Consider the following 22,484-nt stretch of genomic DNA (forward strand, 5'->3'; position numbering starts at 1 on the left):
TACTGACTCGCGCTATACCATGAGGTTAATGAACGAATGAGTTTGACGAAAAAAAATGGCTGGATATCGTTTTTGTTTTTCATCGGGGCATTGAGCGCGTGTGTGCCATTGGCGGTGTATGCGTGGTTGGGGACATTTTCGCGCTATCTCGCTGATGATTATTGCGCGTCCACATATTTATATTCATCGCAAAATATTGTGGAAGCCACACTGCGGGCGTATTCGTTGTGGGGGAACAGTTACTCGCGTTTGATGTTTTCGCAATTGATCGAGTTGGGCGGCGTGAACGGCATCCGCGTGATGGCGGGCGTGGAACTTGTGATCTGGGCGCTGTTGCTCGCGTGGATGTTCGTCGAGTTGGGAAAACTTTTGCGGGTTCAGATACCGAAAGCGGGATACGTGTGGCTGGCGTGCATGGCGATCGCGTTGAGTTTGTATCAAACATCCGCGTTGTATCAGGTTTTATTTTGGCGCACGGGATTGATTCCCTATTCATTGCCGCTGTTGTGGTTCATCGGCATCGCGGCGTTTTTTCTGGGTTATGTCGAAAAGCCATACGAGAAATCGCGCGCCGTTCGGTTTGGAATCCTGTTTACCATTTTGATCTTCTTCGCAGGCGGATTGAGCGAAACGACATCGGGCATGTTGGTGGGAATCATGTTCGTCGCGGTCGCGCTCGTCTGGTGGACGAAGCGGCTCCATCAACGCCGCGACGTGCTGACGTTTCTCATCGTTGGTTTGCTCACTGCGATCATCGCCATCTCGATCACGGCGGCGTCGCCAGGGACGTCGAACCGTTTGGGCAGGATCATGCGCCAAGAACCAATCTACAATCCCATCGAACTGGCTGGCGATGTGATCCTTTATACGTCGCAGTTTCTTTTGGAAACAACTAAATCGTACCCGACGTTGATTGTTGTCGCGCTGGCGGTGTCATTTGGCGTTGTGTATCTCGCGCTTACAACAAGCCAGAAAGAATTATCGCCTATTCAAACATCGTATTTGTGGACGGCGTTGCTGATCATCCCAATTGTCATTTTCATCGTCATCGGATTCAGTTATGCACCCAGCGCGTTCGTGCGGACGTTCCCTGCGGCGCGCGCGCGATACGCATCCCATTTCGTGTTCATGCTTGGGTTGTTGATCGAAGGCGGCGTGTTTGGAATTTTGATGACGCAGGCGCATTCGGTCGTTCAATTGAAGTGGGTGAAAGTCGCCGTCGCGCTTTTGCTGGTCGCGTTGATCGTTCATCCGATCCGCTCGGCGCCGAGGGTGTATGCGCTTCATTATGAATATCAAAAATTTGCGCAACAATGGGATGAACGCGACGCGCTCATTCAACAAGCCGTTGCGAATGGCGAGACCGATCTCGTCGTCGTGCAATTGGACGCGCCTGGCGGCGTCGGCGAATACAAAGGCAACCCGCGAGATTGGATCAATCGGTGCGTGGCGCGGTTCTACGGTTTGAATTCGATCATCGCACCTTGAAGTCCATGAAAACCGATTTGCAAGCCTCAACCACTCAACCCATCCTCGTCACAGGCGCGCATCGCAGCGGCACCACGTGGGTTGGCAAAATGCTCGCAGGTTCGCAAGTTGCGTACATCAGCGAGCCGTTGAATGTGTTGCATCGTCCTGGCGTGTTGTGCGCGAAGGTGAAGCATTGGTATCAATACGTCTGCGACGACAACGAAGCCGAGTATCTCGCGCCGTTCGAGGAACTGCTCGATTATCGTTATCACACATGGAGCGAGATCAAGTCGCTTCGTTCACTCAAAGATTTTTTACGCATGGGGCGCGATTTCAAAATTTTTTACGACGCGCTCGAACACGGTCAACGCGCCTTGCTCAAAGATCCGTTCGCGGTCTTTTCGATGCCGTGGTTCGCAAAGCGATTCGATTTCAACATCGTCGTCACGGTTCGTCACCCCGCCGCGTTCGCCAGCAGTCTCAAACGCCTCAGCTGGAATTTCGATTTCAACGACCTGCTCGACCAACCTCTGCTGATGCGCGATCATCTTGAACCATATCGCGAACAAATGCAAGCCATCAAAGCGGATGATGTCATCGGTCAAGCCAGTTTGTTGTGGACGATGATCTACCGCACGGTTCATTCGCAGGGACGGCTGAATCGGCATCTCATCATCGTTCGCCACGAAGACCTCTCGCGCGATCCCGTCAACGGCTTCCGCGACCTATACGCCGCGCTGGGCTTGGACTTCACACCTCATGCCGAAAATAAAATTTTGAATTCAAGCAGTTCCGACAACCCGACCGAACTCTCGCGCCGCAAAACTCACTCCGTGAAAATGGACAGTCGCGCCAGCGTGGACAATTGGAGATCGAAACTATCTCCTGACGAAATAAACCGCATCCGCGAGATCACCGAAGACTCTGCACAATTGTTTTACCCCGACATCAACTGGTAACTCAATTACCAATTACTGTTCACTGATCACTAATAACTGCTAACTTTCTCACCCAATGACCACCCCAAAACCTCTCCCCATCGTCTCCATCATCACTCCCTCCTTTAACCAAGCGCGCTACATCGAAGCGACGGTCCAGTCCGTGCTGGCGCAGGATTATCCGCGCATCGAATACATCATCGTGGATGGCGCGTCCACGGATGGGACGGTTGACATCCTCAAAAAATTTGAAGGGCGAATCGCCTCGTGGGTGAGCGAACCAGATAAAGGTCAGACCGACGCGATCAACAAGGGGTTCGCGCGCGCGAAGGGCGACATCCTTGCGTGGATCAATTCCGATGACACGTATGAGGCGGGCGCGGTCGGCGCGGCGGTGAAATTTTTGCAGGGACATCCCGACGTGGGCATGGTCTACGGCGATTGCAACTTCATCAACGAAAGCGGACGCGTGATCGGCAAATTCAACTCGGCGCAAACGGATGAACGCCTGCTGAGGCAGGGATACGTTCACATCCCGCAACAGACTGCGTTCTTCCGCGCGGACTTGTGGCGGCAGGTCGGTCCGCTCGACCCGTCGTTTTATTTCGCGATGGATTATGATCTGTGGACGCGTCTCGCGGCGCGTTCGCGGATACAATATGTGCCGCAGACGTGGGCGAATTTCCGCTTGCACACCTCTGGCAAAACCATCGTCGCCGATGACCGCTGTTGGCCCGAAATGGTCCGTGTGCATTACCGCGATGGCGGCTCGTTCTTTTCAACCATCGTGGCAAAATACTATATCCGTAAACTCATCGCCCCGATCTGGAATTGGCGGCGGCGAAGGATGCTAAAAGATTCAACACAAACCCCGCAAGAGCATCGGGGCAGGTGACACGAAGTACACAAAGTTTAAAAGGCTGAAGGTAGAACTTTTCTGCAAAGACAGTCTCTAATCTCCAGTCTCTAATCTCTAATTCTCTAATTCTCAATTACCATTTACCAATTACCATGCACCTCTTCTCTCCCCCCTCCCTCAACGACCTGATTCGATTACTCAAAGCCTGGCGCTTTTGGGTTCTCGGCGCGATCCTCGGCGCGGCGATCGGCGCGGCGGTTTATTACGTCGCGCCTCCGCCGTATCGCGCGCGTGCAACGGTGGTTGTGGATTTCAATTTGGAAGCGGCGTTCCCGCAAGACACAGACCGTCAATATTTCTACTATCTCGAACGCGAGACTCGCAAACTGGAAGAGATTGCATATTCTGATAGTGTGATGAATCAACTATCTTCCGAGTTTGGGATTCCTGTTGATGAATTACGCGGCGGAAAATTGGAGTTGAGTCAACCCGCGGAGGGCGGCTGGCATTTCTATGCAACGGACGAAACCGTGCGACAAGCGGTGGGGATCGCATCCACGTGGGCGCGGTTGTTTACCGATGAAGTGAACAAGAAAGCCGCCGCTTCCGATGGATTGAATCCGTTCATTCGCGCGGATATGGCTCAGGTGGAGAATTTACCCTCCGAGCGAAGTTTGTCACTAAGCACATATTTATTGATTGGTGCAATTGGCTTCCTTGCCGTGAGCGCGTTTGGGGTTTTGTTTTTTGGCAAAGCAAAATGAAGATTCACGTACCGCGACATTTATGTCGCACTTTTCGAGCTACCATTAAATGGGTAACACGTAGCGACGACTTCAGTCGTCCCATTGCGGCAAAAGCGACTTTTGCTCTTTTTCAAATTGATCGAGCAATAAACCTAACCACTGAGACACGGCGACACAGAGAAAAAATGATTAAAAACTCCGTGACTCAGTGTCTCCGTGGTTCAAATCGGAGCGGAAGGATTGCTCGGTTTAATTGTGATTCTGCAATATGTCGCATTTGCGCTTATGGCGACATAAATGTCGCAGTACGCGCGGGGGCATTATGTCAAAGTTGACGCGCTTCCTGTGGGGCGCGGCGTTGATGGCGTTGCCTGTCACGAGTTTTCGTTACTTCCCAGGCATGGGCGAGGGGACACTTGTCCGTCCGCTGGCGTTTTACCCGATTGCGTTGTTGTTGCCGTTGCTCATCGTTCAATGGATTCGCGGCAAAACAGCTTTCCCACGCGCGGGGGCGTTGACTCCGCTGGCGGGGTTTGTGCTGGTCGTTTTGGTGGCGAGCAGTTTCGGGGCGTGGCTCGATCCGATTCCCTTGCGAGGGCAGGAATATTTCGGGCGTGTCATCCGCGCGTGGGCGACGCTGGTCATCGGCATATCCTTTTTCATCGCCGCCGTGTGGATGAATCGCAACGAAGACGACTTGAAATTTTCGGTGAGATGGATTCTCGCTGGCTTCGCGTTGGACGTGGCATGGAGCGGCGTGCAGGCGCTCGCGTTTTACACACCGATCCTTCCGAAGGTGACGGTCACGCACTGGCAACTCGCCTTCTCGATGCGCGAACTGGTGAAGACGAATCGAGTCTCTGGCATGGCGTACGAGCCCGCGTGGCTCGCGGGGCAGATCGCAACCGTCTATTTGCCGTGGCTGTTCGCGTCATTGCTCACGGGTGTGCGCGTCACGCGCTTTAAGTGGCTTGAAATTATTTTGTTGGGATTCGCAGGTCTATTAATTCTCGCTACCTACTCACGCGGCGGATTACTCACCGCAGGCGCGGCAACCGCGTTGACTTTTTTACTCGTCGGTCGCGCCGAACTTCGCTCCACGTGGACATGGTTTGTTTCAAAAAGTTTAATTTTACGCGCTGGGGTTTTGACTCTCGCAATCGGTGCGATCCTCGGCGCAGGATTGTTCCTCGCTCAAAAGGGATACATCGCGCGTATGTTTGAATCGGATGCGGAGAGCGTGGAGGAGTTCGTCGTAGAAAATTCAGCGGGTGCGCGCTCGGCGTATCTGGTCAGCGCGATGGGCGTGTATGAGGAGAGTCCCGTGTTGGGCGTGGGTTTGGGCGCGAGCGGATTGTACATGTACGATCATCTCCCCGATTGGTCGTTGACGGTCGTGCCTGAAATTGCGAAACAACTCAACCCTGAAAGTAAACTCTATCCGAACCCCAAAAATATGTACGCGCGTTTGCTCGCCGAAACAGGATTGATAGGCTTCGTTCTATTCATCGCGTTTTTATTTTCACTGCTCGCCGATTCGTTGACCGCGCTACAACATAAAAATTCATACGCGCGTTTTCTCGGCATCGCGGGCTTGTTCTCGTGGATCGCCATTGCCATCTATAATGCCACGCAAGATTCATTCGCCACTCCGAATCTTTGGGTCAACCTCGGAATTCTTGCGGGTGTGATGGCGTATGCGTTAGAATCGAATCACTTGCTCCCAACGCCGTCCTCGGCGGCTGAGCAGTTGGAGTCACAATGATCGTCCTTTCCGTTGGTATGCCGCGCGCGGGTTCGGGTTGGCACTACAACCTCATCCACGACCTGATGAAGACCACAGGTTGCGCCGACGCGCGCGACATCCGCGAAAAATATAAACTGCAAAAAATATTGACCGAAGTGAATTGCAACATCGGCGTCCTCTCCGCGCGGCGGTTGGGGATGGTGGCGATCCCCGCGTTGATGGGGAACACATTTGTCATCAAAGCACACGCGGGACCCACGACGACGAGCCGCCTCTTTCAACGGGTGGGCTTGCTTCACATCACCTACATTTATCGCGATCCCCGCGACGCCATGCTCTCGGCGTTCGACTTCGGTCAACGCGCGTTACAAAAGGGACGACCCAATGCCTTCTCGCATCTCACCGACTTCGACAAGAGTCTCGCGTTCATCATGGACTACGTCCGCATTTGGGAGAAGTGGACGCGCGAAAAGAATGTGTTGATCGCGCGCTACGAAGACCTGCTCACGAACTATGACAGCGAGGCGACGCGTCTGGTTGAGTTCCTCCGTCTACGGGCGAACCAGCCCGACGTCGAGAAAGTGATCGAGGCTTTTCGTCCCGAAAAAGGCGAGGGGCAACAGGGTCTCCATTTTTTCAAGGGAAGAATCGGCCGCTTCCGCGAATCCTATTCTGCCGAACAACAGGCAATTTTGAAAGAAAAGATGGGCGCGTATCTCGCTCGTATGGGGTATGAGGCGTAGTCGTAAGCCATCTGTAAGACCGGGCGGAAATTGCATTGTTACTTTTCGAGTATCATTGGAAACATGCGTAAATTTGAAACGCCGTATGTGGCAGACTGGTTGGCGGTTTCCCTGCGCTGGGTGACGCTGGTGGGATTGCTCGTATCGTTGGGACTGCGCGACTTGATCAACGCGGTTTCGCTGACCATTGTTCTGTTAATGGCGTTGTGGAATATTGCCATGAGCGTGTTGGTGGGGATGAACTTGCGCGTCCGTTTCCATCGGCACATTGTGCTGGCTGTTGATTTTGCGCTCGCCGCCTTATTTTTCTATTTGCAGGGCGGGCTGGGCAATGCGTCGGTATGGACTGGGTTGTATCCTATTCTCACCGGCGCGGTATATTTTGAGCTCTTGGGGTCGTTGGTGGTGGGCATCTTATTTATCGCGTGGCAGTTGTTTGTTTCGCGCGCGTCTCTCGTTAATGGTTGGACTTTTTCCATTTCAAATGGATTGACGCTCACTGTGTTGTTCACGCTGGTGTGCGGGGCGGGGGGGCAGATGTTGATGAGGCGTTTACGCTTCCAACGCCGCACCCGGTTGGATGCGGAGGAGCGGCGCAGTAACATGGAAAGCGAACGTCTCCGCGCCATCTATGAATTGACCTCCACGCTGACAGCCACGCTGAGTTACAAGCGCGTGCTCGATTCTGCTCTTGATCTGGGGTACTCTGCGTTGAATCCCACTGCCGATCCCGATGAGCCTGAACTGGATGAGCGGCTGGTGAGCGCCGTTTATTTATTCCGCGGGAATGAATTGCGCGTCGGTTCGGCGCGGCGATATACGAACGCGGATATGCGCGTCAGCCTGCACGGCAACGAGGGCATCCTCAAGAAAATTTTCGACGACGGCGAGCCGCTTCTTTCCACCGACGTGGGGTATGATCCCGAACTCGGACGCATCATTGCCTTGCGGTCCTGCACTGCCGCGTATTGTTTCCCTCTCCGCAGTGGGTTCAATATGTATGGCATGATGCTCTTTGCCCACCCCGACCAGAATTATTTCACGATGGAACGTCGCGGCTTGCTCGATATCATCGGCAGGCAGGCGGTGATCGCGGTGCAGAACGCGCGCCTGTATCAAGACCTTGTGGAAGAAAAAGAGCGCATGGTCGAGGTGCAAGAGGAGACGCGCAAAAAACTGGCGCGCGACCTGCACGATGGACCGACGCAATCCGTTGCGGCGATGGCGATGCGGATCAATATCGCCCGGCGCATGATGACGAAGAATGTCGACGAAGCGACGGATGAGTTAAAGAAGATCGAGGAGTTGGCGCATCGCACCACCAAGGAGATCCGCCACATGCTATTTACGCTTCGACCGCTCATTCTTGAGTCGCAGGGGCTGACCGCCGCGCTCGAAGCGATGGCGGAAAAAATGCGCGAAACGTTTCAACAGAACGTCGTCATCAACGTGGATGAGAAGATGCTCGAAAGCATGGAGATGGGCAAGCAGGGCGTGATCTTCTACATCATCGAAGAGGCAACGAACAACGCGCGCAAGCACGCCAACGCGGTGCACATTTGGGTGAGATTGAGACCTTTTGAAACGGGGATTGCGTTGCTGGAGATCGAAGACGACGGGCTGGGCTTCGATGTGGATGCGGTGAATAGATCATACGATAAGCGCGGCAGTCTGGGCATGGTCAACCTGCGCGAACGGACGGAGTTGGTGAGCGGCTTGCTCAACATCGATTCCGCGCCGGGCAAAGGCGCGAGGATTCAAGTGTACATCCCGCTCACCGAAGAGGCGACGGACCGCCTGCATCACGCGAAGAGGTGAAGTGGGCGGGCGTTAAATAAATTCGCCCATGCCGCGCTTCAAAAACTGACCGTTGCCTGCTTTGCCCATCCACGCATCTCTGTCCACGATTAGCCTTCCTCGCAGGAAAACTTTTTCGGGGTAGCCGATTAATTCCCAATCTTCGTACAAGTTATAGTCCGTGCGTTGATGTGACATGGCGACTCCGTATTTCACTTTCTTTTCGGGGTCCCAGATCACAATGTCGGCGTCTGAGCCTTCGAGCAGGGCGCCTTTGCGTGGATATAGGCCGAAAATTTTCGCGGTGTTGGTAGACATGTACGCGACAAATTGATTTGCAGTGATTTTCCCCGCGCGGACGCCTGTTGTCCATAACACGGGCATACGATCTTGAATACCGGGCAGTCCGTTCGGGATTTTTGTGAAATCATCTTTGCCTAACTCTTTGCCGGGGATGGCGACGGGTTTGCCTTCGTAGATGATCGGTTCCGTTCCATCAAAAAAGAAGGGACAATGATCCGTGCCGACGGTTTGCAGGATTCCTTCGGTCAATCCTTCCCATAGACGCGCGTTGTCATCTTTCGTTCGCATCGGCGGGGAGCAGATCCATTTCGCGCCGTCGGGTTGACGCAAGTTATCCATCGTGAAAAATAAATATTGCGGACAGGTCTCGCCCATCACTTTGACGCCGTGTTCGCGGGCATACTTGAGCATGTCCACTTCGCCGCCTGCGTTCATGTGGACGATGTAGACCGGCGTGTCGGCTTGTTGCGCCATCGCCGCCATGCGGAAGGTCGCTTCCACCGCGCCCCACGCGGGGCGAGTCAACGCGTGCCATTCGGTAGTTGTGTGTCCATTCGCCAATGCTTGCGCGACAAGCGTTTCGATCACGTCGCCGTTTTCGCAGTGCGCCATGACGAGCATTCCGTTGTCCCTGGCAATTTGCAAAGCTTTGAAGATACTGCCATCGTCGAGGCGCAATCGTCCATTGTAGGCGGTGAATACTTTGAGGGTTTGGATTCCCATCTCGCGCAGGGATGGAATCTGTTTGGCGATGTTCTCGTTGAATTGCGTGAGGTTCATGTGGAAGGAATAATCAATGGCGGCTTTTTGGGCTTTTTCGAGCCAGAGGTTGATTGAGTATTTGAAATTGTATTCTCCCTCACCCCTAACCCCTCTCCCGCTGGGAGAGGGGGATTCTGCGAGCGGAACAAAATCCATTGCGGTTGTCGTTCCGCCGAATGCGGCGGCTTTGTGACCGGTGTAATGATCGTCGGAGGAGACGGTGCCGAACATGGGCAGGTCGAGGTGGACGTGCGGGTCCACGCCGCCGGGGAGAATCAGCTTGCCCGACGCGTCAATCGTCAACGCCGAATCAGCCTCAATCGTCGGAGCGACGCGCTGAATCTTTTCATCCTGAATCAAGATATCGGCTTGAAACGTTTTTTCGGCGGTGACGAGAGTCCCATTCTTAATCAATGTCGCCATACGATTCCTGCGCTTCTTTGATTCCCAACAACGCGAGCAACACATCGGGAGGAATGTCCGTTTCGGGGAGGTCAACTTTGTAGAGTTGTTCGTTCTCGGCGCGTTCGCGCAGACTCTTCCAGAGCAGGTCGCGCTCTTCGCTTTGGACGACGAGGTCGTTGAGCAGTTTTGCGTTGAGCAAATATTCGCCCGTTGTGTAGAGGAACGTGAGACGCTTCCATTTGTCGGAATGGATGGGGTCGTTCAATTTCTCCAGTCCGCCGAGTTGAATTTTGAAATACTCCTCTTTCGCGCGCGGATGATGCGCTTCCTCTTTGAGCAGTTCGCCGCGCGTGGTCAGTTCGTGTCCTTTTACTTGGGCGATGAATTCGATCTGTCCGCTGTGATCGCCGAATGCTGAAGGTTGATAAAAGGCGAGATAATCCACCGCGACAACTTTCGGCGCGGTGCGAAGCGGGATACGATACCAGCCGAGCAGACGCGCAATTTCAAGGTCGCGGGGGGTTGGGAGGAGGCAGACGAGGATGAGGGAGGTGGGTTGAAGCACAAAATAATTATACGCCAGCGAGAGTTTCCGATGTCTTTCAATTATTGTTGTTTTCTTGAGCGTGTTTCTCGATGATTGGTTGTGCTGGATGAGGCTATAATTGACGACAACCTATGAAGGCTTCCGCTGGTCGCTATCAATGGATGTTTCATCTTACAGTTGCTTGTTTGTTTGGAGCGGCGGTGTTACGGTTATGGATCGAACAGCGCCATAGCCCCGGGGCGGGCGTGATGGCTGTTTTCCTGACGCTGTGGATGATCTTATTCATTGGCGAGGAAATTGTCTCAAAACGTCAGCCCAATTACTTTCCCTATTATTTGATCTTACAATCCTTGTTGTCTTTGATGCTACTTTTCACCGCCGAGTCGGGAGACTATTTTGCGGTCTTGTTTGGCATTCTCAGTATGCAGATCATACTGAGGACGAATATCAAATTTGGTACTGTATGGATTGGATCATTTGCCGTTTTAGTGAGTTTGCCGATGATCAAGACGTACGGTTTATTGGTAGGGATCGTCATTGCGCTAATCTATGCTGGTGGAATTGGACTACTGGCTTCTTATGCTCTGACACTGCGCCAGGTTCAGGATGCGTACGATTACAACCAAGTGTTGCTGGGACAACTTCACGAATCAAATCGGCAGTTGCAAGACTTTGCCCGGCAGAGCCAAAAGCTTGTGGAGGCGCGCGAACGTCATCACCTTGCCCGGGAACTCCACGACACGGTAACGCAGATCGTCTTCGCTATGACTCTTACGACGCGGTCAATTGTATTATTGCTTGATCGGGAATCGACCAAGGTGGGCGCGCAATTAGATCGGTTAAATCAGTTGTCCCAAAGCGCTCTCTCTGAGATGCAAGCGCTGATTTTGCAACTCCGCCCCGGGCCGTTGGAAGAAGGCGGGTTGGTTCTAGCCATCCAGCAACATCTTGCCAGCCGTTATTTGCCGGAGAGTCTGAACGTTTCGTTAGAAGTAGAAGGCGATTTTCCTCTAGACCCATCTGACGAACAGGGGCTTTTTCGCATCATTCAAGAAGCGCTAAATAATATCGTCAAGCATGCCCGGTCGCCTCAAGCGAGAATTCGATTGAACTTGCATAATCCGCCGTCTGTTGAAATTTCCGATCAGGGGCTTGGTTTCGATGTGCAACACGTGTCGAACAGTAACGGGATGGGGCTGGCTTCCATGCGCGAGAGGGCTGATGAGATTGGTTGGAACTTGAGAATTACAGGCTCGCCCGGCGCAGGCACATTGATCCGAATTGAGAAGAAGCAGTTAGGAGGTGAATTGTCATGATGGCGCAGGAAGAAAAAATAAAAGTGCTCATCGTTGACGATCACCAAATCGTTCGCCAAGGGTTGCGCGCTTTTCTGGAATTGCATGAGGATATCATTGTGGTTGGCGAGGCGGGCGATGGACGAACAGCCGTGGAAGCAACGCGCTTGCAACAACCCGACATCGTGTTGATGGATTTGGTTATGCCCAACTTGGACGGAATCGAAGCTACGCGACAAATTACGTCGCTGAGCGATACGATCAAAATCATTGCGTTGACCAGTTTTGCCGATGACGACAAAATCTTTCCCGCGATCCAGGCGGGGGCTTCAAGTTATCTACTTAAAGATATCTCCCCAGACGATCTGATTGGAGCCATACGCGCCGCTTATCGAGGGGAAGCCCGATTGCATCCAAATGTCGTTCGCGCATTGATGGATGCTGCGCGAAATTCTCGGCACGATGACTCTACGAACAAGCCCACTGAGACTGCGACAAATCTTACCGAACGCGAACTCGACGTGACTCGTCTCGTGGCGCAAGGACGGAGTAACCGCGATATTGCCAAAGCATTGTTTATCAGTGAAAAGACCGTTAAAACGCATGTCAGTAACATTCTCGACAAATTGAACCTGAAAGATCGCACGCAATTGGCAATTTACGCCATTAAGCAAGGGCTGGCTTAAAAAGTCTGATTGCGAGGGAGAACCGAATTGCTCGAATGGAAGATCGCATCCTCGCCGCCCCGCTCCAAGCGAATTGTAGTTGTAGCAACCTTTCTGATTTTCACAGCGGAGTTCGCGCAATCAGTGCTGTCCAATAAACGCGCTGAATTGACACCCTGGTATGTTAGCCTGCATGCGGTCTTCCTTGCGCTCTATGTGGCGTTTGTGTGGGTGCCGAACCTGCCTCGAGGATTTTGTCATTTCTACTTTGCAATCCAGTCCCTCATTGTTACCGTTATTTTGGGGCTGAACCCAAACTTCGGCGCTGTTGCGGCGCTATTTGTGTTGTTAACTTTCCAAGCGGCTTCTGTGTTTGCCGATAGAAGCCTCTGGATTTGGGTGGGGATTTTCACCGCCCTGACTGGGTTGCCAATGATGTACTTTCTGGGAACCCTCACTGGTTTGGCGCGCGCTCTGTTACCGATGATGGGTATTTTTATCCTGTCTGCGTATATTACAGCGGGCCGTGAACTTGAGTTTGCTCGCTTGAAAAGCCAAGCCATCATCAATGAGTTGACTGAGATCAATCGCCAGTTGCAAGCATACGTTGCTCAAGTGGAAGAATTGACGGTGATCGACGAGCGCAACCGGTTGGCTCGCGAATTACATAACTCGGTTTCACAAACCATCTTCACCATCGTCCTGACGACGCGGTCTGCCCAGATTTTGATGGAGCGCAACCCCGCCCTCGCGCGTATCTCGCTGGAACAACTCCACGCTCTCTCGCAAAGCGCCCTAACAGATATGCGCAAATTGATATCCCAGTTAAACCCCAAAACGGAATAAATCCATCATCCAGGGACGCATCATTTCGACGGTCATGATAATAACCGTCGAAATGATTATGCGCGCATCTACGGCCAGAGCTGTAGATGCATACAACCCAAGCCCCAGATTTCATTTCCAACGAAAGACCGTTCGGAATTGCGGCGCTTGACCGATGCGTATTCCAGTCGAACATGAAATAATGGGTGTGCTTGACCGGAAGCGTCCAAGTCAACACAAACATCCCATGTTATCGAGCTGGTGAAAGCCGCGTACATTAAGAACGGGAGCGAATAGTTGTTGAATAAGCAAAAGGAATAAGACAATGCAAATGAATCGACTGAATCTTCAAAAAGCTGGGGGGAATGCCGCTCGGATCAATGCGGTATTGGCGATTACCACGCTGATCGTGGCGTTGGGGCTGATCGGACCTACCGCGCTCGCCGATAATGCCTTACTTGCGCAAATAGCAATTACTAACCCAATGCCCTTGATTATTCAGGATGCGCTCAAGTTCATGTCGGCAATTGCGGCGACTGTCTTGATGGTCGCAATGTCCCATCGCTTGCGAAACGAGTCCCCGGTACTGACAACTCTCGCCACTCTATTTGGTTTCCTGGCGGTGATATGCCTGTTCGTCAACACCGGTCTAAGCTTGTTTGCCGTATTGCAAGCATCGCGCTTAACTCAAGGGCAAACGGGTATGTATGAAATTATTGGGGCGCTGGGAATGGCGGTCATCGTTATTAATGGACTATGGTATTTGCTGTTGAATGTGGCGGCATTGAAGACCGGGGGATTGCCAAAGCGGCTAAGTTATCTTGGATTGGTTATAGGCGGATTAAGCCTGTTGCCTCCGCTCGGTATCATTGTATTGCTCCTCAGTATCGTATGGCTAGCGTGGTTGGGAAAAACCTTATCGGCTGACCGTCAATTCTCAATGTGAGAGTGGATTATAAAAGGAGGATCAAATGCAAAGTCCTATTTACCATTACGAAGGGGATGGGTCTCCGATCTCCATTTCGCCAAAACCATATTCACTGGCAGTCTTTCTAATTCTGGCTTTTGGGATCTCATGGGCGGTCTGGGTTCCCGCAGCGCTGGCATCGTATGATTTCATCCGCTTCCAGATTAATCCATTCTTGACCGGCTTGCTGGGCGCTATTGGTCCGTCGTTAGCCGCGCTTATTACGACAGCCGCCTATGATGGGCGGGACGGTTTCCGCGGTCTATTTAAACGCTTGTTGACATGGCGGATCGGACTCCAGTGGTATTTGTTCGCGCTAGCCTGGCCCGTCGTTCTTTCACTGACAAAGACCGGTATTTCAATCTTGCTGGGTAGCCCAATACCAAACTTCTCGCAACCCCCTTTTGTGAATCTGTTTCCAGAGTTATTGAATGCCACCCCTTTGGTGTTTCTACCCGCCTTTTTTCTTCAACAACTGCTGTTTGGAAGTTCGATGGGAGAAGAATTCGGCTGGCGTGGTTTTGCCTTGCCGCGGTTACAGTTCAAAAAAAGCAGTTTGAACGCCAGTCTCCTTTTAGGGTTGATATGGGGGACCTGGCATTTACCCTTATGGTTAACCAAAGGAAATCTTGTTCAAGATGGATTTATCGGATGGCATTTTCTTGAATTAATGGCAACCGCCCTCTTGTTTACCTGGGTTTACAACAACACGCAGGGCAGTCTCTTGCTGGCTCTACTATTTCATGCCTCCATTGGCGTGACTGGGTTGTTTCTTTCCTCAGCCGAGCTTCACCCGTTGATTGGCGCAACCTTGAATTGGGGAATGGCTGGGTTGGTGATTCGCGTATTTGGATACCAACGTTTGGCACGCCAGAACATGGACTTGTCTGCTTTGCAGAGTGGGCTATTGGCAAAGTAGACAGCATGCACTGAGTAGAATCGAAGTGTGGAAAGTGCAGAGCAGATTCTACTCGCAACTTTCCACTTTCCACACTTGATTTTTGGTTGTGCCGAAAAGTTATTGCTTCGTCCCACACTCGGCGCAGAATTTTGCGCCCGCTTCCATTTTTACGCCGCATTTCTTGCAGAATTTTTCGGCGGCGAGAGGTTTGCCGCACTCCTGACAGAATTTTCCTCCGCCCGCTTTCGCGCCGCAGTGCGGACAAGTCGTTACGATGGTTTGTTTGAAGGTGTCGGCGGAAACGTAATCCACGGTGTTGGCTTTTTCTTGCGCGTCGCGTATCGCGGCTTGCACTTGAATGGACGACATCTCTTCCTGCATATCGGGGGCGCAGTCTTTGCAAAGCGTTCGTTGATCGTTCCAGCAATCGTCATCCACCCATTTGCCGCACCGTTTGCATTTGTGGAAATGCGGCTTGGCTTCCTCCACCGCGTCGGCAAACGCGTTATCGTGCGCCTTTTCCCATCCCGCCGAACGGACTCCGCGCGCCACGTTTGCGGCTTTCCCAAGGACGCCGCCAAAAAGGTTGCTCGCGGCATCTAATACGTTTGTCGCGGTTCCCATCGCCGAGGCTTGGAACTCGGTCTGGTAGCCGTTGCCGCAACGGTCACAGAAGAACTCGAACTGGAATCCCGCGTCCGTGCTTAGGTCGCGATAGTTTCGGGTGAATTGAATGAGAGTCATGGGTTAACCTCCGTGGAAAGATTATTTTGATTGTAGCACAGAGAGAAAAATTGACAGTCACCTTGAAGGTGACTGTCAATTGATTAGATAATCCCAACTTCTTTATTGAACTCAACGATCAACTCATCAATTTCATCGGCTTGCGTTTGCACGTCGGTCCAATAATTCGGCTCGTACCATTGCTTTTGGATTTCGTCATACGTGCGCCCCTGTTGCTCGACCCAGGTATAGTATTTGAGATTGTGCACGCGGCGGCGGTCGGTGTAACGGAGTTCGAGCATGTTGTCGGTCGATTCGCCTTGCAGGTAGCGGGCAAAGTCGGCGGCGGCGGAACGCTCGTTGTATTCGCCAAATTCCTGATGCATTTCATGCAGACGCGAGCGATACAACTCCATCGAGTCGGTGAGGATGGTGATCATCACATCGTTCTCGTCCATTTCGTAATACTTCGCGGTTTTGATACACGATAAAACATTCGAGATTCCAGAAAAGCCAAGTAAATCGAGATTGGAGACTAGAGATTCGGGCACACCTTGTTCGACGAGATATTGCCGTCCCGATTCTTCATTGAACAAGCGCGCAAGATTCACAACAGCGTTATCGTCAATCGCGGTGACGACATCCGTATTCTTGACATTATGAACCCACGGCACATGCTTGTCACCGATGCCTTCGATGCGATGCGCGCCGAATCCGTTTTCGAGAAGCGTGGGGCATTGCAACGCCTCACTCGCGACGATCTTTGAATCGGGGAATAATTTTTTCATGTAATCGCCGCTGGCAATCGTCCCTGCCGAACCCGTCGCAGACGCCATGCCGCGATACCGTCCGTGCTTGCCAGCCACCTGATTGAAGACCTCTTCCATCGCGTGCCCCGTCACTTCAAAGTGCCACAAGTAATTGCCAAACTCTTCGAATTGATTGAAGATCATCAAATCCTGTCCCGACTTTTTCAACTCCCAGCATTTATCGAAGATTTCTTTGACGTTCGATTCGGACCCGGGGGTTTTGATCGTCTCGCCTGCGACTTTCGCGAGCCATTCGAATCTCTCCTTCGACATCCCTTCGGGCAGAATCGCAATGGACTCGCATCCCAACAACGCGGAGTCATACGCGCCGCCGCGACAGTAATTCCCTGTGGAGGGCCAGACCGCTTTCTGAGTCGTCGGGTCAAATTGGCCTGTGACCAGTCTCGGCACGAGACAGCTGAACGCCGCCCCGACTTTGTGCGCTCCCGTCGGGAACCACTTCCCCACGATGGCGATGATGCGGGCAGGGACTCCCGTCAGCGCCGACGGAAGCTCGAGGAAGTTGACTCCGCCAAACGTCCCGCCTGAAGCGGTGGGTTGGTTGTGCCAGTTAATCCGAAAGAGGTTACGCGGATGAATATCCCAGAGTCCGATGCCTTTCAACTCATCCTTCACTTTCGCGGGAATCTTCGACGGGTCTTTCATCTGTGCATACGTGGGGATGACGATGTTCTTTTCTTTGGCGCGTTGGATGGCGCGCGCGCGGCGGGTTTTATCAACGGTCAGATCAATGGTAGTCATTTTGTCACTCCTGGGAAATATCGTTTAGCAAATGAATTATACTCGCCGAGCATAAGGAGACGAAAATGAAACAGACATCGGCAGGCGCGCTTTCGGGTTGTCTTGTGTGGGTTATTGCGTTCGTGGTCATCAGCATGTGTATTTTCCCCGTTTCGATGATCGTCGGCGTATCCACGTCTGTGACAGATTTTGCGATGGAGACGGTCGCGCCATTGATCTGCCCCGAGGGCACATCGGCTCAATCGCGTTCTTACGCAACGACAACAACCGATGAGTTCGGCAATTCAGAGCCGAGCACCGCGTATGTGATGCAGTGCGTGGATTCGAACGGCGATGTTGTGATGGAAGATCCTGTTACTTATGCATTCTTGTGGACGGGCGCGATCGCTGGGATTGGATTGATCCTTGCAGGAGTTCTTGCGTTCGTCTTTGCCGCGCCTGCGGGTGTGTTGATCGCAAAACTATTAAGCAGGATGAGGAAAAACCAGATCCGCTGAGCGATGGTGAAATTAATTACGCACATCTGTTTCAAGAATCAAATTTTAACAGAAGCGTAGGTTGTTTTTAATGCAAAACCAATTTGCGAGGTGTATGATGTGCTTAAGTGAAAGGAGGTAGCCATAGAGACACCGCCTGACAATTTAATAGAAGGTAAGAGTGGGATGCCATAAACTGGCGATAGCCCTCGGCTGTTGTTCCAGACGTTCCCCGAACGAAAAAAGAAAGAGGCAATTTCCCCGCTCCTTACCGGGTTCTAGAATTTTTGACGGATGGGTGATCCCCATCCGTCCTTTCTTTAAAAGAGCGTGTCCGCGCGAAATCAGCGCTTCACGAAAGTTCAGGCGACAGCGCAACTGTCGCCTGACTTTGACGCAGTACGACCGCATCAAAAACCTATTTTCGCAATCTACCGTCCATGAGTGTTAGCCGCTTCCACCTGAACGGATTGAAGCGCGAGTTTCATTCGACTTAATGCCTGCTCCACCAGCGGGCGAGGGGCGCCAAAATTCAAGCGGATGAAATTCTCGAATCCTTCGCCGAATTCCCCGCCATCACTGAGCGCGACCTTTGCCTGTTCGAGGAAGAACTTGAACGGGGAACCGGTGATTTGCCTCGCTTCTACATAGCCGCCGAAATCAAGCCAATGGAGGTATGTTGCCGAGGGGATTGTGAATTTTGCTTCCGGGAAATTCTCTCTCAAGCAGCCTATGACGAAATCGCGATTTTCCTTCAGGTAGATCCTCAATTCAGCCAGCCAATCGTCGCAAGCGCCGGAGAAAGCCGCTTCCGCGGCGATCAGCCCCAAACTGGAGGGGTGACCCGTCATGCTTTCACTGGTCTTCTTGAATTTTTCGCGTAAACCATCGTTGGGAATTATGGCGAAAGAGCAAAATAATCCGGCGATGTTGAATGCCTTGCTCGGGGCGATCAGGGTGACGCTCTTCGCGGCAATTTCGGGGGAAAGCATTGCCGTTGGCATATGTTTCGATCCGTCTAATATCAACTCGCTATGAATTTCGTCCGACACGATCACCGCGTCATTTTGCAGGCACAATTCTGCCATCTTCGAAAGTTCATCGCGTGAGAAAACCTGCCCGGTCGGGTTATGAGGATGGCAGAGCAGGAACATGCGGGTTCGCGCGTTGTTCATGTGAAACGCCCGGGCAAACACGCCAAGGTCCAGGTGAGATTTGAGCACGCCGCCTTCGCTCGTGAACGAAAATTGAGCGGTTTGTTGTGTCAGCCCGATATTTTTGTAAATGCCATAAAACATGTGATAGACAGGCGTTTGTATCAATACGCCGTCGGACGGATTGCAATACGTGCGCGCCGCGATGTTGAATCCGTTTACCATGCCGGTCGTTTCCACAACCCAATCGGGGTCTACCTGCCATCCATACAGCCGTTCCATGCGGTTCGCAACGGTCTGCCTAAGTTGGCGCGTGGCAAACTCATATCCCAGCACGCCGCGCTCGATCGCCTGATGCAGGGCAAGGCGGATCGGCTCGGGAGTGGCGAAGTCCATGTCGGCGATCCACATCGGCAATACGTCCGGCGGATACATATTCCATTTGGCGGAGTTTGTGTCGCGGCGTTCGATGATTTGATCGAAGTTGTAGGGCATGATGAGTCCTTGGGGAGTGGGATGGGGGGGGCGAGTTACAAGATACGGGTTACGAGTTATCAGTGAGCAGTTATCAGTGATTGAAAGATACGCAGTACGCAATACGAAATAGTTATTTCTTATACGCCACGATCATCCCGTCGCGGACGGGGGTGAGAGAAACTATCCAGTCCGAATCAGTCGTCACGTCGCGGGTGAAGCGGCGGATGGCTTCGGTGGTTTCCTCGTGGTCGTTGGGGTCGAGGATTTGTCCATGCCAGATCATGTTGTCAATGATGAGCAGTCCGCCTGAGCGGAGTTTCTCTTTGATGACGGGAAGCGAATCGGGGTAGCCTTCCTTGTCAATGTCGTTGAAGATGATGTCGAAAGGGCCCGATGTCTTTCGCAGTGACTCGACCGCTTCGGCATTGTGAAATTTGACCAGATCAGCATAGCCGAGTTTGGCGAGATGATCCTGCGCCATCGCGGAGAGTTTGTCATCCCAAACTGTGTGATGAATAACGCCGCCTCCGTTTTCGCGGACAGCCTTCGCAAACCACGCGGTGGAATATCCGTAGCCTGAGCCAAGTTCAAACACGGACTTCGCGCCGATCATGCGCGCGAGTTGGTAGCAGTAATATCCGCACGCCGCGCCGAGGGCGGGAAATTTATTTTTCTCGGCATAGTCTTCCATTTTTTGCATTTCCGCATCACGCGGCGGGACGAGGGAGGTGAGATAGTCTTGCAGTTTGTCGTAGTTGATTTTTGGCATGGGAGGCTCCTTGTGGAAAGTAGGAAGTGGAAAGTGGAAAGAGGTTGAGTTGCAGGTTGCGAGTTACGAGTAATCAGTGATCAGTAATCAGTGATCAGTGAGCGGGCGCTGGAGATTACGAAGAACGCAGTACGCAATACGAATGGCTACGGTTTGTTGTCTGTGATCAAAATATCCAACGCCACAGGCAACGCGAGCTTCGACCACTCAGTGTACATTTTGCCTGACGGGTGCAAACCGTCGCCCGCGATCAACGATGGATCATTGACCGCTTCGCGCGAGATGGGCGTGATGTCAATGTAGTGCGCGCCCGCCTTTTCGGTCTCTTCGCGGTTGATCGCATTAAATCGGTTGATCTCGTCCGCTATTTTCTTACTGTCGCGGTCGCCTGCAAAGGGTGTCACTCCCCAATCGGGGATGGATAGCACGATGACGCGGTTCGCGTCGCCGCCTGCGTATTCGATCGCTTTGTTCAAGAGGAAAACAAAACTCTTGCGATACTCTTCAATATCCAATCCGCGATATTGGTTGTTGACTCCGATCAGCAGGGAGACCAAATCGTATGGGGGATCAATTTTCTGCGCTTGAATTCCATCCCAAAGTTCGTCGGTCGTCCAGCCTGTGCGGGCGATGATGGTGACTTCGACACCCCCCTCAATCCCCCCAAATTGCGAAGCAATTTGGGGGGAAGATTCGACCAGGGATGCAAGTTGGTTGGGCCAACGTTCAGCCTCGTCCACGCTTTCGCCGATGGTGTAGGAATCGCCGAGGGCTAGGTAACGGACAGCGGGCATATCATCGTCTCCTGAAACAAGCGTGGTTGGATTTTGAGTACAGCCTATGAGGAAAGCCAGTAAGAGCGCAAGCCGAATTATAGCCACAAAGCCTCAGTGTGGAAAAACTTCAAGAGGCAGAATCAGGCCCCACCGTCGAGAGAAGCGGGGTTGTGTCCGTGGTCGTGTTGACGAGATCATGAATCCACTTGCGCGAGAGATAACGCCGCGTGATGACGATCGCTTTGACGACCTCCTCTATTAGCACCAGCGCGTACACAAAATAGACGGGGAGATGCAGGACAAATCCGCCGATGAGCGCGGCGGGGACGCCGATCAGCCAGATTGAGAAGAGTTCGGTGAACATGGCGAAACGCGTGTCGCCGCCCGCGCGTAACGCGCCGATGAACAACATGAAGTTGTACACGCGCAGCCACGCGGACAGCGAATAGACCAGCATGATGTTTTTTAAATCATACACGGCTGAATCGGAAACTTGATATAGACTCGCGATAAAGTCGCGCGAGAAGAACACGATCACGCTGCCCAATAGCGCCAACGTCACAGCCATGATGGTGAAGCGGCGGCTGTATTCGAACGCGGTCTCTTTTTCTTTCTCGCCGATCTTGTTGCCGACCATCACCGCGCAGGCATTGCCCAAGCCGATGAACAAAACAAACATGAGTTCTTCGATGGTGGCGTTGATGTTGATCGCCGCGATGGCGTCGGTGCCGATGCGCGCGTAGACCGCGTAGTAGAAGGTAATACCGAACGACCAGATCACTTCGTTCAGCGCGGCAGGCATGGACGTGCGCAATATGTTGAACAGGAACGCGCGATCGAAGTGAAAGAACGTAAGCGGATTTGCGGCGAGCGGGGTTTTTCTCGCGTACACAAGAAATAACAACAACACACATTCAAACGCCCAGCCGGTGGCTGTGCCGATCGCCGCGCCGCGCACGCCCAGTGCGGGCAGACCAAAATGCCCGAAGATGAGCGAGTATCCGAGAGCGGTCTTCAACAGCAACGCCAGCGTGGTCACAGCGACGGTCAACGTGACTTGCGTGATGCTCCGCAAGATCGAAATGTATGAGAACGAGACCGCCATCAACACATAACTCAGTCCCACAATGCGGAGGTAGTCACTGCCAAGTTTGATGACCTCGCCATCCTCGGTGTAGAACGACATCAGCGTTTCGGGGATGAACACCGCCGCCAGAGAAAACATCGCCGCGACCGAGACCGCGACGATGAGACAAATCCCCAACACTTTGCGGATGCTCTCCGCATCGCCTTTCCCCCAAAACTGCGCGGTGAAAATGGACATGCCGCTCGTCACGCCGAAGACGAAGAGGATGAGCAGGAAGAAGATCTGATTCGCCAGCCCCAGCGCGGCGACAGCCGTCTCGCCCAACTGCCCGACCATCAACACGTCAACCATGTTGAGCGAAGCGGTGATCAGTTGTTGGAACGCAACCGGCACAGCCAGAGCCAATGCGGCGCGGAGGAATTCTTTATCTTTGAGGAAGGTCATGGGAAATTTCGATGGATGAATGATGAAAGTTGGATAC

The 22,484-nt window shown here is 52.7% G+C and carries 21 protein-coding genes; 13 read left to right on the forward strand and 8 right to left on the reverse strand.

Annotated elements, in window-relative coordinates; genetic code table 11:
• The first annotated feature begins 36 nt into the window (after positions 1-36).
• The 7 genes from IPM31_10200 to IPM31_10230 all read left to right on the forward strand — a co-directional run bounded on the left by IPM31_10200 (position 37) and on the right by IPM31_10230 (position 8,321).
• Entirely contained in the window at positions 37-1,488 is a 1,452-nt protein-coding gene (locus IPM31_10200; GenBank protein MBK9007350.1) for a hypothetical protein, read from the forward strand.
• 5 nt (positions 1,489-1,493) lie between these two features.
• On the forward strand, positions 1,494-2,429 hold the full coding sequence (locus IPM31_10205) for a sulfotransferase (protein ID MBK9007351.1): 936 nt from the start codon (positions 1,494-1,496) through the stop codon (positions 2,427-2,429).
• 55 nt (positions 2,430-2,484) lie between these two features.
• A complete protein-coding gene (locus tag IPM31_10210; GenBank protein MBK9007352.1) occupies positions 2,485-3,303 on the forward strand; it encodes a glycosyltransferase in 819 nt (272 codons plus the stop codon).
• Between the two features lie 116 nt (positions 3,304-3,419).
• Positions 3,420-4,031: a hypothetical protein gene (locus IPM31_10215; GenBank protein ID MBK9007353.1), complete on the forward strand. Its 612-nt coding sequence runs from the start codon at positions 3,420-3,422 to the stop codon at positions 4,029-4,031.
• A gap of 304 nt (positions 4,032-4,335) precedes the next feature.
• Positions 4,336-5,778, forward strand: a complete 1,443-nt coding sequence (locus IPM31_10220; protein MBK9007354.1) for an O-antigen ligase family protein — start codon at positions 4,336-4,338, stop codon at positions 5,776-5,778.
• Positions 5,775-6,503 carry a sulfotransferase domain-containing protein gene (locus tag IPM31_10225; GenBank protein MBK9007355.1) on the forward strand — a complete coding sequence of 243 codons (729 nt, stop codon included), beginning with the start codon at positions 5,775-5,777 and terminating at the stop codon, positions 6,501-6,503. The genes IPM31_10220 and IPM31_10225 overlap by 4 nt, the downstream gene beginning before the upstream one ends.
• A gap of 63 nt (positions 6,504-6,566) precedes the next feature.
• On the forward strand, positions 6,567-8,321 hold the full coding sequence (locus IPM31_10230) for a GAF domain-containing protein (protein MBK9007356.1): 1,755 nt from the start codon (positions 6,567-6,569) through the stop codon (positions 8,319-8,321).
• Between the two features lie 12 nt (positions 8,322-8,333).
• Here IPM31_10230 and hydA read toward each other — a convergent pair whose 3' ends face one another.
• Positions 8,334-9,788, reverse strand: coding sequence for a dihydropyrimidinase (gene hydA / locus IPM31_10235; GenBank protein MBK9007357.1), 1,455 nt, complete (start codon positions 9,786-9,788; stop codon positions 8,334-8,336).
• On the reverse strand, positions 9,772-10,335 hold the full coding sequence (locus tag IPM31_10240; protein ID MBK9007358.1) for a hypothetical protein: 564 nt from the start codon (positions 10,333-10,335) through the stop codon (positions 9,772-9,774). The genes hydA and IPM31_10240 overlap by 17 nt, the downstream gene beginning before the upstream one ends.
• A gap of 113 nt (positions 10,336-10,448) precedes the next feature.
• Here IPM31_10240 and IPM31_10245 point away from each other — a divergent pair, with 113 nt between their 5' ends.
• The 5 genes from IPM31_10245 (at position 10,449) to IPM31_10265 (ending at position 14,988) form a co-directional block, all read left to right on the forward strand.
• Positions 10,449-11,633, forward strand: coding sequence for a sensor histidine kinase (locus tag IPM31_10245; GenBank protein ID MBK9007359.1), 1,185 nt, complete (start codon positions 10,449-10,451; stop codon positions 11,631-11,633).
• Positions 11,633-12,298 (forward strand): response regulator transcription factor, encoded by a 666-nt coding sequence (locus IPM31_10250; GenBank protein MBK9007360.1) that lies wholly within the window; start codon positions 11,633-11,635, stop codon positions 12,296-12,298. The genes IPM31_10245 and IPM31_10250 overlap by 1 nt, the downstream gene beginning before the upstream one ends.
• Before the next feature lie 123 nt (positions 12,299-12,421).
• A complete protein-coding gene (locus IPM31_10255) occupies positions 12,422-13,123 on the forward strand; it encodes a hypothetical protein (protein ID MBK9007361.1) in 702 nt (233 codons plus the stop codon).
• A 304-nt stretch (positions 13,124-13,427) separates the two neighbouring features.
• On the forward strand, positions 13,428-14,048 hold the full coding sequence (locus IPM31_10260) for a DUF4386 family protein (protein ID MBK9007362.1): 621 nt from the start codon (positions 13,428-13,430) through the stop codon (positions 14,046-14,048).
• 25 nt (positions 14,049-14,073) lie between these two features.
• Complete coding sequence (locus tag IPM31_10265; protein ID MBK9007363.1) at positions 14,074-14,988, forward strand: CPBP family intramembrane metalloprotease; 915 nt, start codon at positions 14,074-14,076, stop codon at positions 14,986-14,988.
• Positions 14,989-15,087: 99 nt separating this feature from the next.
• On the opposite strand, the gene IPM31_10270 is transcribed toward IPM31_10265, so the two are convergent.
• Together IPM31_10270 and IPM31_10275 are read right to left on the reverse strand one after the other, a co-directional pair.
• Positions 15,088-15,714, reverse strand: coding sequence for a zinc ribbon domain-containing protein (locus tag IPM31_10270; protein MBK9007364.1), 627 nt, complete (start codon positions 15,712-15,714; stop codon positions 15,088-15,090).
• 83 nt (positions 15,715-15,797) lie between these two features.
• Positions 15,798-17,264, reverse strand: a complete 1,467-nt coding sequence (locus IPM31_10275) for a pyridoxal-phosphate dependent enzyme (GenBank protein ID MBK9007365.1) — start codon at positions 17,262-17,264, stop codon at positions 15,798-15,800.
• Between the two features lie 65 nt (positions 17,265-17,329).
• On the opposite strand from IPM31_10275, the gene IPM31_10280 reads away from it, so the two are divergent.
• Positions 17,330-17,761 (forward strand): hypothetical protein, encoded by a 432-nt coding sequence (locus tag IPM31_10280; GenBank protein MBK9007366.1) that lies wholly within the window; start codon positions 17,330-17,332, stop codon positions 17,759-17,761.
• A gap of 410 nt (positions 17,762-18,171) precedes the next feature.
• Here the strand turns inward: IPM31_10280 and IPM31_10285 are convergent, their stop codons facing one another.
• From IPM31_10285 to IPM31_10300, 4 genes are all read right to left on the reverse strand, one after another.
• Entirely contained in the window at positions 18,172-19,389 is a 1,218-nt protein-coding gene (locus tag IPM31_10285) for a pyridoxal phosphate-dependent aminotransferase (GenBank protein MBK9007367.1), read from the reverse strand.
• Between the two features lie 112 nt (positions 19,390-19,501).
• Positions 19,502-20,140 (reverse strand): O-methyltransferase, encoded by a 639-nt coding sequence (locus IPM31_10290; protein ID MBK9007368.1) that lies wholly within the window; start codon positions 20,138-20,140, stop codon positions 19,502-19,504.
• Positions 20,141-20,286: 146 nt separating this feature from the next.
• Positions 20,287-20,934 carry an SGNH/GDSL hydrolase family protein gene (locus IPM31_10295; protein ID MBK9007369.1) on the reverse strand — a complete coding sequence of 216 codons (648 nt, stop codon included), beginning with the start codon at positions 20,932-20,934 and terminating at the stop codon, positions 20,287-20,289.
• Between the two features lie 109 nt (positions 20,935-21,043).
• A complete protein-coding gene (locus IPM31_10300) occupies positions 21,044-22,447 on the reverse strand; it encodes an MATE family efflux transporter (protein ID MBK9007370.1) in 1,404 nt (467 codons plus the stop codon).
• Positions 22,448-22,484 lie beyond the last annotated feature (37 nt).

The organism is Candidatus Defluviilinea gracilis (assembly GCA_016716235.1).
Taxonomy (GTDB): domain Bacteria; phylum Chloroflexota; class Anaerolineae; order Anaerolineales; family Villigracilaceae; genus Defluviilinea; species Defluviilinea gracilis.